Here is a 15,790-nt window from a genome sequence, read left to right on the forward strand (position 1 = left end):
CCTAGCCTGGATGGGAGTGTCGTCCTCGGCCGGCAGGAGGGCTGCCGTGAGGTATCCACAGACGCGCTGGTCCAGGCTCTGCGTGGCCCTGGTCACGGCCGGAACGCTGGCCGTTCCGGTCACGGCGGGAGCGGCGTACGGAATGACCGACCCGGCGGCCCCCGTGGCCGCGTTCACCGGACAGCCGTCGCCCACGCCACCTCCGGCGCCCTCGGACACCGAGTTCGCGGAACTCACCCCGGCCGTCACCGCGAAGCTGGACGCCGCAGTGCAGCGGGTCATGCGGCAGGCGAACGTGCCCGGCGTCATGGTCGCCCTGTCGGCGCCCGGCAAGGGTACGTACATCCGCTCCTTCGGCGTGGCCGACAAGGCCACCGGGGCGCCGATGAACCCCGGGCTCTACATGCGGATCGGCAGCGAGACGAAGACGTTCACCGTGACGGCGCTGCTCGAACTCGTGGACGAGGACGAGGTGGGACTGGACGACACGATCGACAAGTACGTCGACGGGGTCCCCAACGGGGACAAGATCACCCTGCGGCAGCTCGCCGGCATGCGCAGCGGGCTGTTCAACTACACGGCGGACGAGGACTTCTTCGACGCGTTCACGAGCGACCCCGATCAGCCGTTCACCCCGGAGCAGTTGCTGGCGTACTCGTTCAAGCACCCGGTCAACTTCCAGCCGGGTGAGGAGTTCGAGTACAGCAACACCAACACGATCCTGCTCGGGCTCGTCGTCGAGAAGGTCAGCGGCATGCCGCTGGACGAGTACATCGACGAGAACGTCGTGCAGCCGGCCGGGCTGCGGCACACCCTCTTCCCGACGGACGCCGCGTTCCCCAGCCCGCACGCGCACGGCTACACCAACCAGACGGCGTCCGGTGACGTCGAGGACGCCACGGACTGGAACCCCTCCTGGGGCTGGGCCGCGGGCGCGATGATCTCGAACCTCCAGGACATGCGGACCTGGGCCCGGGTCGTCGCCACCGGCACCCTGCTGAGCCCGGAGACCCAGGCCGAGCGCCTGGAGGCCCCGCAGACGGTCCCCGGCTCCGGATACGGCCTCGGCATCTTCGACGTCCAGGGCTGGATCGGCCACAACGGCTCGCTGCCGGGCTACGAGTCCCTGACGGTCTATCTGCCCGAGGCACAGGCCACCCTGGTCGTGCTCCTCAACACCGACATCCTCGACGAGGGCGTCGAACCGAGCACCCTCTTCGGCGAGGCGATCACCAGGATCGTGACCCCCGACCACGTCTTCGACCTGCCGAGACCGCCGGCCTCCGCTTCACCCACCCCTGCTTCGCCGTCCTCCTGAGCGGGCGTCAGAAGTCAGAAGACGGAGAGGCCCGTGATGGTGGTGAAGCGGTCCAGCGCCGCGACGCCCGCGACCGAGTTGCCGCGGGCGTCCAGGCCGGGACTCCAGACGCAGAGCGTGCAGCGTCCGGGGACGACGGCGATGATCGCGCCGCCGACGCCGCTCTTGCCCGGCAGGCCCACGCGGTAGGCGAAGTCGCCGGCCGCGTCGTACGTGCCGCAGGTGAGCATGACGGCGTTGACCTGCTTGGCCTGGCTGCGGGTGAGCAGGCGGGTGCCGTCCGCGCGTATGCCGTGACGGGCCAGGAAGCCGGTGGCCACGGCCAGGTCGGCGCAGGACGCCTCGATCGAGCACTGCCGGAAGTACTCACGGAGCAGCGTCGGCACGGGGGTCGTGATGTTGTCGTACGAGGCCATGAAGTGCGCCAGAGCCGCGTTGCGGTCGCCGTGGGCGGTCTCGGAGGCGGCGACGTCCCTGTCGAAGTCGAGGCCGTCGTTGCCGCTCTCGGCTCGCAGGAAGTCCCGCAGGGCGCCGGAGGCGTCGCCGGTGAGGCGATGCAGCCGGTCGGTGACGACGAGCGCGCCGGCGTTGATGAACGGGTTGCGCGGGATGCCGTTCTCGTACTCGAGCTGCACGAGGGAGTTGAACGGGTTGCCGGACGGTTCGCGCCCGACGTGCTCCCAGAGGATCTCGCCCTCGTGCGCGAGCGCCAGGGCGAGGGTGTAGACCTTCGTCACGGACTGCGTGGAGAACGGCCGCTGCCACTCCCCCACCCCGTACACCGTGCCGTCCAGATCCGCCACGGCCATGCCGAAGTGCCGTGGGTCGCCGGCGGCGAGCGCGGGAATGTAGTCGGCGGGGCGACCGCGTCCGTCGAGGTTCGCGATCTCCTCGGCGATCGTGTCGAGGACGGGGCGGAAGGACTGCAGCACCATGATCGCCATTCTGCCCGTACGACGTCCTCGGCGGGGAACCGGCTAGGGACGACCGCGGCGATCCCGGGTGGTGAGGAGCAGCGCGCCCGCGACCGCCCCGGTGAGCAGGACCGCCGAGCCGGCCGCCATGACGCCCTTGTTCGAGCGCCAGGACATGACCGACCAGCAGGACTGGGCGGACAGCAGCGAGCCGAGGCTCGCCCAGGAGCCGACCGACGCGACCGACAGGGCGCTGCCGACCGAGCCGACGGAGAGGAAGGACCCGACGGAGCCGATGGACAGCGTCGAACCCACCGAACCGATGGAGAGGAAGGAGTCCCGGGACCACAGGGACAGGTGCGAGTCCGTGCGCTTGGCCATGGGCCGATCCTAGGGTCGGATCCCCCTCACGCGCTCGCGGACGGGCCGCCCTCGCTCCCGTCCTTCTCCCGGCCCGCGCCGCGGCTGCGCGCCGCCCTGGCGGCCAGCCGTCGGCTCGACCAGCTCATCACCAGACGCAGCAGGCAGACCAGCGTCACCACCCATGCCGCGGCAAACGCCCAGACCAGGGCGGGTTCCGCGGTGGCGACGGCGGCCACGAGCAGGGTGACCGTCGCCGCACCCAGGAACGCGACTCCGGCCACGGCCCGTCCCGGGCTCCAGTGCCGCCGGCGCATGGTGCGCAGGCTGCGGTCGAGGGGGTCGTCGCGGCTGAGGGCCTGCTCGATCTCGGCCAGGATCCGTCGCTCGCGCTGCGAGAGCCGGGCGTCGTCCATCCCGGACACCTCCTCCTGCTCCGGCAGCGCCCGCCGGCCGGACGCCGCCGCCACCGCTGCTGCTGATGCACCAGTTGCTGCCCAGCAGATACCCCGTACCGCCCGGCTCAGACCCGGAACGGTGGCTTCCGCACGCGTAAAATCGGGAGCGGAGAACGCGCTCGTTCCGGGATGCCCCGTGGCAGAACGGAGGTCGTCGTGACCAGCTCTGCCGGGCCGTCCGGGGCCCGGACGCAGTCCGCGTACGCCGACCTCGCCGCCGAGAACCGGCGGCTGAGGGCGGAGGCCGCGCACCGTCACCTGCTCGACCTCGCCACCGGCGTCCTCTCCGCCCAGCTGCACCTGCCCCTGCCCGACGCGACCGAGCACCTCGACAGCCTCGCGCGGGCGACGGGGCTCTCCGTCGCGGACATCGCCGCGGACATCGTGAACGCGGTCGCCGGGGACGCTCCCGCCGTGACCGTGCCGTCGCCGGAGGCCGCACCCGTACCGGCTCCCGCGCGCTCCGAGGAGGCCCGCAGGGAACGCAGGGCTGCCGCGGCGGCCGAGACCGCGGACACCGTCGGCGAGGCCGCCCGCGCCCTGCTCGAAGGCGGCCTCGCGCCGCTCGGCGCGGACAGCCTGTGGCTGTGGCGCAGCGCCGGGTCGCGGAGCCTTCGGCTCGCCGGGCAGGCTGGGGTGGGCGCCTCCGAGGCAGCGGCCTGGCAGTGGCTTCCCCCGGCGGTCTCGGAGCCGTTCCGCTCCGTGCTCGCGGAGGGCACGCCCGCCTGGCTGGACGAGGGTCCGCCGGGCGGCGAGCCGTTGCCCGGCCCGTCCCCGGACGCGGCCCGGGCGCTGGTGCCGCTGCGCCGGCACGGCACGACGCTCGGCCTGGCCCTGGTCGGCTGGCCGGGCACCGCCGTGCTCGACGCGCCCGTGCGGCGGGCGATCACAGGTCTCCTGGAGGTCGCCGCCACGGTCCTGGACGGCGCGGACTCCCCCCAGTCCGCCACCCCGGTGCTGGCGGACGTCCTCGACGCCCTGGTGCATCCGGCGATGCTGCTGCGCACCCACGGCCGGTCCGGCACTCCGACGGTGGAGCACCTCAACGAGGCGGCGGTCGCGGCGCTCGACGGCGCCGAATTCCCCGACCTCGGCTCGCTGACGCTCGCGTTCCCGCTGGTCCACAAGGACCTCGCCCGGCTCGTCCGGCTGGCCGAGCGCAGTGCGCGGACCCAGCGGGCGGCCCGGCTCCCCGCCGCCGCCCAGCCGGGCGAGGGCGTGCCCCTGATCGACGTCCGGGTGCTGCCGTGCGGCGAGGAGCGTTCGGTCGTCCTGTGGCACACGGCCGGCGACCCCCGGCTCGCGACGGACCGGGCGGTCGCGCAGCTGCAGGGAGTGGCCACCTTCCAGGACAGCCTGACCGGAGGCGGCACGGTCTGGTCGGAGCAGGCTTACGCGCTGTTCGGCGTCGGCCGGGACGAGCCGCCGGTCCCCCTCCTCGGGATGCGGGGCCGGCTGCACCGCGGCGACGGCGAGGCGCTCACCGAGCTGCTCCGAACGCTGACCGAACGGCAGACCGGCGCGCACGCGGTGCTGCGGATCGTGGTGCCCGGCGGGGCGGTGCGCCATCTGCGCGTGGCGGCGCAGCCGCTGCTCGAAGGCACCGCGGTGACCGGGTTCGCCGGGGTCTACCAGGACGTGTCGGACAGCCTGCGCACCGAGGCCGCGCTGACCGCGACCTTCGACCACCTGACCGAGGTGCGCAACCAGGCGGAGATGCGCCGTCAGCTGGCCCTCCAGCTGCAGCAGGCGATCGTGCCGGAGGTGCCCGGCGTCCAGGAGCTCACCGGTGGTCTGGAGGTCGCGGTCCGTTACCGGCCGGCCGCGGAGGAGTACCAGGTCGGTGGCGACTGGTACGACGTGCTGCCGCTGCCGAGCGGCAAGATCCTGGTGGCCGTCGGCGACATCGCGGGGCACGGCATCGACTCGGTCACCGGCATGGTCGCGCTGCGCAACGCCGGGCGGGCGCTGGCGTTCACCGGGCACCCGCCGCGCCGGCTGATGGGCTGGCTCAACGAGGTGACGCTGCGCACCGGCAACGGCACCACGGCGACGGCGGTGTGTGCGCTGTACGACCCCGAGGACCGGGCGCTGCACTGGTCGAGCGCCGGTCATCTGCCGCTGCTGCTGATCCGGGACGGCCGGGCCCAACTGCTCGACCCGCCGCAGGACATCCTGCTCGGCGCACTGCCGTCGTTCGCCTACCAGGAGCGGCGGACCATGCTGCGGCGCGGCGACACGCTGCTGCTGTACACCGACGGGCTGGTCGAGCGCCGCCACGACGGGCTCGGCTCGGGACTGCTCGAACTCGCCGCGGCGGCGGAGGGGCTGGCGGACCAGCCGGTGGACCGGCTGGTGGACGGGCTGCTGGGCGCGGCGGCCGGGGACACCGACGACGACACCAGCATCGTCGTGGTACGGCTGGGCGACGAGGCGCCGGACGAAGAGTCCTGAGGTCGGCACCGCCGCACCCGTGACGGTCGGTCAGTCCGGAAGCCAGGTACGGATCTTCTCCATCAGCTCGGTCCCGTCGACCGGTTTGGCGAGGTAGTCGTCGGCTCCCGCGTTCAGCGCGCGGGCGCGGTCGCCGGGCATCACCTTGGCGGTGACGGCGATGACGGGCAGATCGGCGCGGCCGGGAAGTCGCCTGATGGCCTTGATGGCGGCGTAGCCGTCCATGCCGGACATCATCACGTCCATGAGGACGAGCCGGATCTCGGAGTGCGCGGTGACCAGGTCGACGCCGGCCCTGCCGCCGTCGGCGGTGAGGACGCGCAGGCCGTGCCCCTCCAGGACCTCGGTGAGCGCGAAGACGTTGCGGGGGTCGTCGTCGACCACCAGGACCGTCCGGCGGGACCCGGCCGGGGCGCCTTCGGTGCCGGGGGCGGGGGACGCGGACGCCGAGGCGTCCTCGGGGGCCGGGCTCGCGATGCCGGGCGGGTGCGCGGTGCGGAACGCGCCGGGGCCGCCCGTCGCGTACGGGGCGGGGGCCGCCGCCGACGTCGGGTCGGGGAGGTAGAAGGTGAACCGGCTGCCCCGGCCGGGGGTGCTCTCGGCCCGGATGGTGCCGCCGAGCAGTCCGGCGACCTCTCGGCTGATGGACAGACCGAGGCCGGTGCCGCCGTAGCGGCGCGCGGTGGTGCCGTCGCCCTGCTGGAACGCCTCGAAGATGTGCGCCAGGCGCTCGGCGGGGATGCCGACGCCGGTGTCGGTGACCCGGAAGGCCAGGACGGGCCGGTCGCCTCGCAGGTCAACCGGCGGCTCGTCGGCCGGGGCGTACTCCACCGTGACGACGACCCCGCCCTCGTCGGTGAACTTGAGGGCGTTGGACAGCAGGTTGCGCAGGATCTGGCGGACCCGTTCCTCGTCGGTGGTGAGCTCCTCCGGGACGTCCGGGGCGACGCTGAGGGTGAACTCCAGCGCCCGTTCGTCGGCGACGGGCCCGAAGGTCGCCTCCAGGTACTCCAGGAGCCGGCGCAGCGAGAACGGCTCGTGCCGGATGTCCATCTTGCCCGCCTCGACCTTGGAGAGGTCGAGGATGTCGTTGATCAGCTGCAGCAGGTCGGAGCCGGCGGAGTGGATGACCTCGGCGTAGTCGACCTGCTTCTCCGTCAGATTGCCCTCGGGGTTCTGCGAGAGCAGCCGCGCGAGGATCAGCAGGCTGTTGAGCGGGGTCCGCAGTTCGTGGCTCATGTTGGCGAGGAACTCGGACTTGTACATCGAGGTCCGGGACAACTCCTGGGCCCGCTCCTCCAGTTCCTGGCGGGCCTGCTCGATGACCCGGTTCTTGGACTCGATGTCCTTGTTGCGCTGGGCGAGGAGCGCGGCCTTCTCCTTCAGTTCCGCGTTGGAGCGCTGGAGTTCCTGCTGCCGGGCCTGCAACTCCTGCGAGCGGGAGCGCAGTTCGTCGGCGAGCCGACGGGACTGGCCGAGCAGCTCGTCGGTGCGGAGGTTGGCGACGAGGGAGCTGAGCACGGCGCCCGCGCTGTCCGTGAACCGGTCCAGGAAGTCGCGGTGCAGGGCGGTGAACGGGTGCAGCGAGGCGAGTTCGACGGCGCCGAGGACCTGGTCCTCGACGACGATCGGCAGCACGATCAGGGTGGCCGGCTCGCCGGAGCCGATGCCCGAGGCGACCGTCGCGTACCCGGCGGGCACCTGCTCGACGAGGAGCGCCCGGCGGTCCCGGGCGGCCTGCCCGACGAGGGACTGGCCGACGCGGAAGCGGCGCGGCTCGGCGTCCGGCTCGTCCGGCGCCCCGTACGAGGCGATCACCACCAGCTCGGTGCCCCGCTCGTCCTCGCCGGCCAGGAAGAAGGCCCCGTACTGGGCGGAGACCAGCGGCGGCACCTCGGCCATGATCAGGGAGGCGATCTCGGGCAGGTTGCGGGTGCCCTGCAGCAGGCCGGTGATCCGGGCGAGATTGGTCTGCAGCCAGTCCTGCTCCTGGTTGGCGCGGGTGGTGGCGCGCAGCGACTCGACCATCGAGTTGATGTTGTCCCGCAGGTCCCCGACCTCGCCGGGCGCCTCGACGGTGATGGACCGGGTCAGGTCTCCCTCGGCGACGGCGCTGGTGACCTCGGCGATCGCGCGGACCTGCCGGGTCAGGTTGCCGGCCAGTTCGTTGACGTTCTCGGTGAGCCGCTTCCAGGTCCCGGAGACGCCCTCCACCTCGGCCTGGCCGCCCAGCTGGCCCTCGGTGCCGACCTCGCGGGCCACCCGGGTCACCTCGGCGGCGAACGACGACAGCTGGTCCACCATCGTGTTGATGGTGGTCTTGAGCTCCAGGATCTCGCCGCGCGCGGAGACGTCGATCCGGCTGGTCAGATCGCCCTGGGCGACGGCGGTGGTGACCTGGGCGATGTTGCGCACCTGGTTGGTCAGGTTGTCGGCCATGGAGTTGACGTTGTCGGTCAGGTCCTTCCAGGTGCCGGAGACGCCGTGCACGGTCGCCTGCCCGCCGAGGTTGCCCTCGGTGCCGACCTCGCGGGCCACCCGGGTGACCTCCTCGGCGAAGGAGGAGAGCCGGTCGACCATCGTGTTGATGGTCTCCTTCAGTTCCAGGATCTCGCCGCGCGCGTCCACCCGGATCTTCTGCGTGAGGTCACCGCGGGCCACCGCGGTGGCCACCTGGGCGATGGAGCGGACCTGGGAGGTGAGGTTGTCCGCCATGGCGTTGACGCCGGAGGTGAGTTCCTGCCACGCGCCCCTGGCCCGCGGCTCACGGACCCGGCCGCCGAGCAGGCCCTGTCCGCCGACCTCGCCGGCGACGCGGGTGACCTCGGAGGTGAGCAGGGAGAGCCGGTCGACCATCTCGTTGTAGACCAGCACGATCTCGCCGAGCACGGCGTCGGAGGGGTCTGCGGGATCGGGCAGCCGCACGGAGAGGTCCCCGTCCCGTACGGCGGTGAGTCCGGCGAGCAGTTGCCGGAGCCCTTCCCTGCCGGACTCCGGCCGCGCCGGAAGGGCGCCGCCGGGAGGTGGTCCGTCGGGAGGTGGTCCGTGCTCTGTCATGGATGCCTCGCGCCGGGCGGTCGCGGCGCGCAGTACGGCCCCGTGGTCGCATCGGTCCGCGGCGGTCCGCCCTGCCTCCACTCTAGGACCGGCCCGCGGATCAGGCTCGGGACGGCGGCTCCGGCCCGTCGCCGGGTCCGGCGGCCAGGGCCGCGGCCACGCTCTCGTACACCCGGAACACGGAGCGCGCGCCCGTGATCTCGAACATCCGGTCCACCGGGGGGCGGAGGTCCGCGAGGTCGAGCCGGCCGCCCCGCTCGCGCATCCGCAGCCGGGCGCGCAGCAGCACGTTGAGGCCACTGGAGTCGCAGAACCGCAGCGCGGAGCAGTCGACGACGACGTGGCCCGCGCCGGGGGCGGCGTACAGCGCGCCCCGGAGCGCGTCCACGGTGTCCTCGTCGAGCTCGCCGCTGAGCGCGAGCACGATCCTGCCGGGGCCGCCCGCGGTCCTGCTCGCCACCGCGAACCGCCCGTCCGGACCGGCCTCCATCGGCTGCATCTCTCCTCGCACCTGTCAGTCGGACTCCCCTATGGCCCCTGCCCGGATTCGCCCGCTCGACTCACCCGGACGGCGCCACCGGGACGCCCTGCGCCCCAGGAGGGAGAGGATGGATCCGCAGGGCATGGGCATGAGGACGACGTGGACGACGTGGGGAGGACGACGATGAGGACTTCCGAAACCGAGCGGCGGGCCGCCCGGCTCCTCGCGCGCTGTGCCGTCCTGATGGCGGTGGCCACGGTGGTCGTCCTGGTGCTCGCCCTGGGCGAGGGCGGGGCGCTGATCCTCGTCGCGGGCTTCGTCGGGCTGGTGCTGTGCGCCGCCGGCGCCTGGTGGTTCGTGGCGCACCACGGCGCGATGCGTCTGCTGGGGGCACTGGTGGCGCTGGCCGCTCCGGTCGGCGTCGTGCTCATCGACGTCAAGCGCGGCAGCTGGGTGACGGCGCTGGTGGCGTGCGCGCTCTGGGTCGCCGCGCTCGCGCTCGCGCGGGCGGCGCTGCGCGGGGCGCTTCCCACGGCGCGGCCGCGCACGATCACCGCGGCCCGGCCGCGCAGGGCCGTCATCATCATGAACCCGAAGTCCGGGGGCGGGAAGGTCGGCCGCTTCGGGCTGGTCGAGCGGGCGGCGAAGCTCGGCGCGACGGTGATCCTGCTCGACCCGTCCGTCGAGACGGACGTGACGGAACTGGCCCGCCGGGCCGTGGCGGAGGGGGCCGACCTGCTGGGGGTGGCGGGCGGCGACGGGACCCAGGCGCTGGTCGCGGCGGTCGCCGCGGAGCACGGGCTGCCGTTCCTGGTCGTCTCGGCGGGGACGCGCAACCACTTCGCCATGGACCTCGGGCTCGACCGGGCCGATCCGTCCCGCTGCCTCGACGCGCTGACGGACGGCGAGGAGCTCCGCATCGACCTGGGCGACGTCTCGGGCCGGCCGTTCGTCAACACGGTGTCCTTCGGGGTGTACGCGGACGTCGTGCAGCGTCCCGAGTACCGCGACGACAAGGCGGGCACGGCGCTGAACCTGATGCCGGACCTACTGATCGGCGAGGGCGTCCGGCGGCTCGACGCGCTCGCCGACGACACCGAGCTGGCCGACCAGCAGGCGCTGCTCGTCAGCAACAACCCGTACAACTCCCCCGACCCGTTCGGCGGCGGCCGCAGGCCGCGCCTCGACAGCGGCGAACTGGGGGTGGTGGGGATCCGGGTGGAGGGTGCGGCGCAGGCCGCCGCCCTCGCCGTACGCGGCTCCGCCTCCCCCGGCCTCAACGTGCTCACCGCGCGGCGGGTCGTGGTGAGCGCCGCGACGGACGAGATTCCGGTCGCGGTGGACGGCGAGGCCCTGACGATGCCCGCCCCGGTGACCTGCTCCCTGCGTCCGGGCGGGCTGCGGGTCGTGGTGCCGCGCGACCGGCCGGGCGTCGTGGCCCCCGCGCCGCGCCTGGACTGGCGGCTGATCGTCACCCTCGCCTTCACCCGGCCCGAGCGCACCTCCCGAGGAGAAGACCGTGTCTGAACCGAACGACACAGCACCCGCCGGGCCCACCCCGCGCACCGAGACGGCCGTCGCCGCCGTACTCGGCGACCTGCGGGCGATCGACGGCGCGCTGTACGCGGCCGTGGCCGCCACGCCCACGCCGACGCTCGATCGCGCGCTGCGGCGGCTGTCCCGTACGGCCGACCACTCCAAGATCTCGCTGGCGGTGGCCGGCCTGCTGGCGCTGGGGCCGGGCCGTCCCCGTCGGGCGGCGCTGGCCGGCGCCGGCGCGATCGCGCTGGCCTCGGTGACGGTGAACCTGTTCGGCAAGCGGATGGTCCGCCGGCGTCGGCCCGACCGGGAGGCGGCCCGGGTGATCGTGGCCCGGCAGGTGCGGATGCCGGCGTCGGCGTCCTTCCCGTCCGGGCACACGGCCTCGGCGGTCGCGTTCGCCACCGCCGTGGGCGTGGCGCTCCCGCCGGCGGCCGTGCCGCTCGCGGCCCTGGCGGTCGCCGTGGGCTACTCCCGCGTCCACACCGGCGTGCACTACCCGGGCGACGTCGCGGCCGGGGCTGTGATCGGCTTCGCGGCGGCGGCGATGTCCCTGACGGTCGTGTACGCCTCTCCGCACCGCTCCGAGATGTGAGCGGCCCGTGCACGGCGCACCCTGAGACGGAGGAGGACCAGGGATGAGCGACGCGGTGATCGACTACGCGGGAGTGTTCGCGGCACTGCCCGGCATGGTCGCGCTGCTCACCCCCGACCTGATCTACGTGGACGCCAACGAAGACTTCATGCGCATGTCCGGGCGCACCCGGGAACAGCTCGTCGGGCGGTATCTGTTCGACGTGTTCCCCGACAACCCGGGCGACCCGGCGGCCAGCGGTGTGCGGAACCTGGCGGCGTCGCTGCGGCGGGTGGTGGAGACCGGCGAGCGGGACGCCATGGCGCTCCAGCGGTACGACGTCGAGTCGGTGGAGCGGCCCGGGGAGTGGGCGGAGCGGTACTGGAGCCCGGTCAACGCCCCGGTGCTGGGGCCGGACGGGCGGGTGGTGCTGCTGGTGCACCGGGTGGAGGAGGTCACCGAACTGATGCGGGCCCGCGGCGGGCCGTCCGGCAGCGGGTCCCGGGTCCTGGAGGCCGAGCTGTACACCCGGGCCCGTGAGCTCCAGGAGGTGAACGAGCGGCTGCGCAAGGCGCACGCCCGGGAGCGGGAGGTGGCGCTCGCGCTGCAGGAGGCGATGCTGCCCGCGCCCGCGCCGATCGGGCGGCACCGGGCGGCGGTCCGCTACCGGCCGGCCGTCGGGGCGCTGAACGTGTGCGGCGACTGGTACGACCTGGTCGTGCTGCCCGGCGGCGACCGCGTCGGCGTCGCGGTCGGCGACGTCGTCGGGCACGGTCTGGTCGCCGCCGGGGTGATGGGCCAGCTGCGCAGCGCCCTGAGCGCCGCGTCCCGGGTCGTGCGGGGTCCCGCGCAGGCGCTGGACGTCCTGGACCTGTACGCGCGGTCCGTCGAGGGCGCGGAGAACTGCACCGCCGTGGAGACCTGGATCGACTGGGAGGGCCGGAGCGTCGCGTACAGCAGTGCCGGGCATCCGCCGCCCGCGCTGTTGCACGCCGACGGGAGGGTGGAGTTCCTGGACCGGGCCACCGATCCGCCGCTGGGCGCCCGTCTCTCGCACGCCGCCCGCCCGCAGGCCGAGGCCGCGTTCACCGAGGGCGCCACGCTGGTGCTGTACACAGACGGTCTGGTGGAGCGGCGCGGCGAGGACATCGACGCCGGTCTCCGTCGCCTCGCCGAAACGCTGGAACGGCACCGCGACGCCGACCCGGAGACGCTCGCCGACGCGCTGCTGCTCGACATGCTGCCGCTCGGCGGCGCGACCGACGACACCGCGCTCATCGTGGTGGGGCTCTGAGCCCGGTCCGGCGCCGGCTACCCGGCGTCGGGTCGCAGCGCGTGGGTACGGAGCGCCAGGAGGGCTTCGAAGCGGAAGCGCGGGTCGCCGAGGCGCTCGCCGAAGAGGGCGTCGAGCTGACGCAGCCGCTTGCGGGCGGTCTGGGGGTGGATGCCGAGGGCCCGGGCGACCTCGGGGGCGGTGCGGCCCCAGGACATCAGCAGGGCGTCGAGGGTCTCGGCCAGCCGGACGGCGCGGCCCTTCGGCAACCGGTCGAAGTCGGCGAGGATCCGGCGGCCGAGGAGCCGGCCGATGTGCGCGCCGCGCACCAGGTGGAGTTCGGCGAGTTCGTCGTCGACGCGCAGGAACAGCTCGTCCCCGGCCGCCGTGCCCGGTCCGGACTCCGCGCGGCGCTCCAGGGCGAGCCGGGCGCACTGGAGGGACAGCCACGTCTCGTGGACGCCGACGACCGGTCCGACGACGGCGACGCGGCCCCGGGTCGCGGCCCGCACCCGGTCGAGCGGTCCGCCGTCGTCCGGTTCGGGGACGATCAGGATCGCGTCGTTGCCGCGGTGCGCGGTGAGCAGTCCGGCGTCCGCGCCGGGGACGTCGAGCCGGCCGGCCGCGCGTACGACGACGCAGGCGGCCGTGCGCGGCAGCGGCCAGTGGGCGCGTTCGGCGAGCACGGCGAGCGGCGGCGCCTGGTCCTGGGGTCGGGGCTGTTCGAGGAGCCGGTCCGTCAGGGCGCGGCGGGCCCGTTTCACCTCTCCCTCGGAGCGCAGCCGGGCCGCGAGGAAGCCCTTGACCGCCTCGTTGGACAGGGCGTTGATGTGGATGAGCACGGCCTCGTGGAGCGGGAGGACGATCTCGGGCGGGAGAGCGGCCTCCTGCACGATCTCGGCGTAGCGGCGGCTGCCGACGCGCGCGCCGACCCGGAAGGCGGCCTGGATGCCGTCGGTGGTGCGGCCGTTGAGGAACTCGATGCGGCCGAGCTGCCGGAAGTGCTGGAAGTGGTGTTCCTGCGGGCTGTCGGGGTTCTCGATGAGTTCGGCGAACTGGCGCAGGGCGCGCCGGATCGACTCGACGAGGTCCCGGCCGACGGCGGAGTCCGTGGGCCGCCGGTACGGGGCCACCTCGCCGCGGATCGCCTCGACCATCTCGGCGACGATCGTCTCGATCCGGGGGCGGATGAGCGTGGCGAGGACCGGGGGCAGCTCGTGCCAGGGCTGACGCGTGAACCTCTCGGCCGGTGACGCCATGGCTGCGGGCTCCGTCTCGGTGGCGGCGGGCGGGGCCGGCGCGGAGGGCTGCGCAGGGTGAGGCGGCGCACCGGAAAGGTGTCACGCCCATGACATTTTCTCGGCCCCACCACCGCTCACCCTGTTACGGCTCTCGCACACGGCTCCAGTGTGGACCAGACGTTACGCGCCGGTAGCTTCCCTGTCTCTCCCCTGTCACGAGGAACCGCGGGGCCGCCGGCGCACCCCCACGAGAGCACAGCCGGAGGAGTTCACCTCATGCGCAGCCTCAGGACCAGACTGACCTCGGCCCTCACCGGCCTCGCCGCCGCCGCGTGTCTCGGCCTCGCCGGCCCGGCCGCCCCCGCCCACGCCACCACCGGGGCCGACCCGGTCGGCCCGCCGCAGGACGACTTCATGTCGGCCTTCGGGTACTCGGTGCTCCACCCGACCGCCGTCCCCACCGGCGCCGACGACTGGAACTGCCGCCCCGGCACCGCGCATCCGCGCCCGGTCGTGCTGGTGCACGGCACCTTCGAGAACCGGTACGCCAACTGGGCCGGTCTCGCACCGAAGTTGAAGCGGGCGGGGTACTGCGTCTTCGCGCTCGACTACGGCGGCGCCACCGGACCGTTCGTCGGCACCGGCGACATCGCCGCCTCGGCCCGCGAGCTGGCGGCGTTCGTCGACCGTGTGCGGGCCGCCACCGGCGCGGCGAAGGTCGACCTGGTCGGCCACTCGCAGGGCGGCATGATGCCGCGCCACTACATCAAGTTCCTGGGCGGCTCCGCCGCGGTGGACAAGCTGGTCGCCGTGGCCCCGACCAACCACGGCACGTCGCTGTGGGGCATGGGCCTGCTCGCCCGGGCCTTCCCCGGCGGCGACGAACTCGTCGGCGCCACGTGCGCGGCGTGCAGCCAGCAGATCACCGGCTCGGACTTCGTCCAGCGGCTCAACGCGGGCTCCGAGACCCACCCGGACGTCACGTACACGGTGATCACGACCTGGTACGACGAGGTCGTCACGCCGTACACGTCCGGCTATCTCTCGGTCGCTCCGAACGTCACCAACCAGAAGGTCCAGGACTTCTGCCCGCTGGAGTTCACCGAGCACCTCGGCATCAGCTACAACGACGTGGCCGACCGGCTGGTGTTCAACGCCCTCGACCCCGCCCACGCCCAGCGCCCCTCCTGCTGAACCGCCGGACCACCGCGACCCCCGGGCGACCGCCTTCGGTCCGGGGGCCGCGCCGCGTCCCTCGCCATCAGGAGGACGGCGCGTGGGCGGCGATCGCGGTCAGCATCAGGTCCAGCGCGAAGTGGAAGTTGGCGTCGTCCTCCACCTCGGCGAGGTACGGCGCCGCCGCCGCGATGTGCGGGTGCGTGGCGGCGGGGACGGCCGCGTACGCGCCGGTCCAGGCGGACTCGTCGCCCGCGCGTGCGGCGGGGTCGAGGGAGGCGTACGTGGCGTCCATGCAGGACCAGGAGAGCATGAAGTCCACCAGGGCGCGGTAGTGCGGGACGGCCTGCTCGGGCGGGAATCCGGCGCGGGCGAGTGCCGCGAGGATCATCTCGATCACCCGCATCTCGGCCGGGCGGCGGGTGATGCGCACGGTGGCGAGGACGGCGGCGCGCGGGTGCGAGAGGTAGACGGTGCGGACCCGCAGGAAGAGGCCGCGCAGCGTCTCCCGCCAGTCCTCGGCGGGCTCGAAGCCCTCCAGGCTCACTTCCAGGAGCCGGTCCGCCACGGCCAGCAGCAGATCGTCCTTGTTGCGGAAGTGCCGGTAGAGCGCGGTCGGGTCGGCGCCGAGGCGCGCCCCGATCCGGCGGAAGGTGAGCGCGTCCGCGCCGTCGGCGTCGAGCAGCTCGAGGCAGGCGTCGACGATCGACCGCGGACTGAGCGACGGCCGCGGCCTGCCCGGGCCGGCCGTCCTCTCCCCGGGCCGCGACGCGGCCTGTTTCCCCGTACGTGACGCCACCCGCGCACTCCCCTCGCTCCGGTCGGCCCCATTGTGCCGCCGCCGGTTCCGGCTCGGAACGCCCTGCCACGATCCCCCCGGTCAACGAAGTTGTCAACGCTGTTGACTCAAGGCCGGGGATGCTGGCACGCTGCCGCCACCTCCCC

Annotated in this window: 13 protein-coding genes; 6 read left to right on the forward strand and 7 right to left on the reverse strand. The window is 73.7% G+C overall.

The features are described from left to right. The first annotated feature begins 10 nt into the window (after positions 1–10). Positions 11–1,318 (forward strand): serine hydrolase domain-containing protein, encoded by a 1,308-nt coding sequence (locus R2D22_RS03970; RefSeq protein WP_411976970.1) that lies wholly within the window; start codon positions 11–13, stop codon positions 1,316–1,318. A 14-nt stretch (positions 1,319–1,332) separates the two neighbouring features. Here R2D22_RS03970 and R2D22_RS03975 read toward each other — a convergent pair whose 3' ends face one another. From R2D22_RS03975 to R2D22_RS03985, 3 genes are read right to left on the reverse strand one after another with little or no spacing between them, the layout of a single operon-like run. Continuing rightward, complete coding sequence (locus R2D22_RS03975) at positions 1,333–2,262, reverse strand: glutaminase (protein WP_318101260.1); 930 nt, start codon at positions 2,260–2,262, stop codon at positions 1,333–1,335. Positions 2,263–2,295: 33 nt separating this feature from the next. Next, positions 2,296–2,613: a hypothetical protein gene (locus R2D22_RS03980; protein ID WP_318101261.1), complete on the reverse strand. Its 318-nt coding sequence runs from the start codon at positions 2,611–2,613 to the stop codon at positions 2,296–2,298. A gap of 26 nt (positions 2,614–2,639) precedes the next feature. After that, the gene (locus R2D22_RS03985; protein WP_318101262.1) at positions 2,640–3,062 is read right to left on the reverse strand and encodes a DUF3040 domain-containing protein; all 423 of its coding nucleotides are present in this window, start codon (positions 3,060–3,062) and stop codon (positions 2,640–2,642) included. A 144-nt stretch (positions 3,063–3,206) separates the two neighbouring features. On the opposite strand from R2D22_RS03985, the gene R2D22_RS03990 reads away from it, so the two are divergent. Beyond that, positions 3,207–5,504, forward strand: a complete 2,298-nt coding sequence (locus R2D22_RS03990; protein ID WP_318101264.1) for a SpoIIE family protein phosphatase — start codon at positions 3,207–3,209, stop codon at positions 5,502–5,504. Positions 5,505–5,534: 30 nt separating this feature from the next. Here R2D22_RS03990 and R2D22_RS03995 read toward each other — a convergent pair whose 3' ends face one another. Then, positions 5,535–8,561, reverse strand: coding sequence for a hybrid sensor histidine kinase/response regulator (locus R2D22_RS03995; protein ID WP_318101266.1), 3,027 nt, complete (start codon positions 8,559–8,561; stop codon positions 5,535–5,537). 100 nt (positions 8,562–8,661) lie between these two features. Continuing rightward, positions 8,662–9,060, reverse strand: a complete 399-nt coding sequence (locus R2D22_RS04000) for an STAS domain-containing protein (protein WP_318101267.1) — start codon at positions 9,058–9,060, stop codon at positions 8,662–8,664. Positions 9,061–9,225: 165 nt separating this feature from the next. On the opposite strand from R2D22_RS04000, the gene R2D22_RS04005 reads away from it, so the two are divergent. The 3 genes from R2D22_RS04005 to R2D22_RS04015 are packed head-to-tail and all read left to right on the forward strand — an operon-like array spanning position 9,226 to position 12,449. Continuing rightward, positions 9,226–10,569: a diacylglycerol/lipid kinase family protein gene (locus tag R2D22_RS04005; RefSeq protein WP_318101268.1), complete on the forward strand. Its 1,344-nt coding sequence runs from the start codon at positions 9,226–9,228 to the stop codon at positions 10,567–10,569. Continuing rightward, on the forward strand, positions 10,562–11,176 hold the full coding sequence (locus tag R2D22_RS04010; protein ID WP_318101269.1) for a phosphatase PAP2 family protein: 615 nt from the start codon (positions 10,562–10,564) through the stop codon (positions 11,174–11,176). The genes R2D22_RS04005 and R2D22_RS04010 overlap by 8 nt, the downstream gene beginning before the upstream one ends. Before the next feature lie 43 nt (positions 11,177–11,219). Next, the gene (locus R2D22_RS04015) at positions 11,220–12,449 is read left to right on the forward strand and encodes a PP2C family protein-serine/threonine phosphatase (protein ID WP_318101270.1); all 1,230 of its coding nucleotides are present in this window, start codon (positions 11,220–11,222) and stop codon (positions 12,447–12,449) included. 17 nt (positions 12,450–12,466) lie between these two features. On the opposite strand, the gene R2D22_RS04020 is transcribed toward R2D22_RS04015, so the two are convergent. After that, entirely contained in the window at positions 12,467–13,687 is a 1,221-nt protein-coding gene (locus R2D22_RS04020) for a PucR-like N-terminal domain-containing protein (RefSeq protein ID WP_318101272.1), read from the reverse strand. Positions 13,688–13,945: 258 nt separating this feature from the next. Here R2D22_RS04020 and R2D22_RS04025 point away from each other — a divergent pair, with 258 nt between their 5' ends. Beyond that, a complete protein-coding gene (locus tag R2D22_RS04025; protein ID WP_318101273.1) occupies positions 13,946–14,863 on the forward strand; it encodes an esterase/lipase family protein in 918 nt (305 codons plus the stop codon). 67 nt (positions 14,864–14,930) lie between these two features. Here R2D22_RS04025 and R2D22_RS04030 read toward each other — a convergent pair whose 3' ends face one another. Continuing rightward, a complete protein-coding gene (locus R2D22_RS04030) occupies positions 14,931–15,644 on the reverse strand; it encodes a TetR/AcrR family transcriptional regulator (RefSeq protein ID WP_318101274.1) in 714 nt (237 codons plus the stop codon). Positions 15,645–15,790 lie beyond the last annotated feature (146 nt).

Origin of the sequence: Streptomyces sp. HUAS YS2 (genome assembly GCF_033343995.1) — a bacterium.
Lineage (GTDB): Bacteria > Actinomycetota > Actinomycetes > Streptomycetales > Streptomycetaceae > Streptomyces > Streptomyces solicathayae.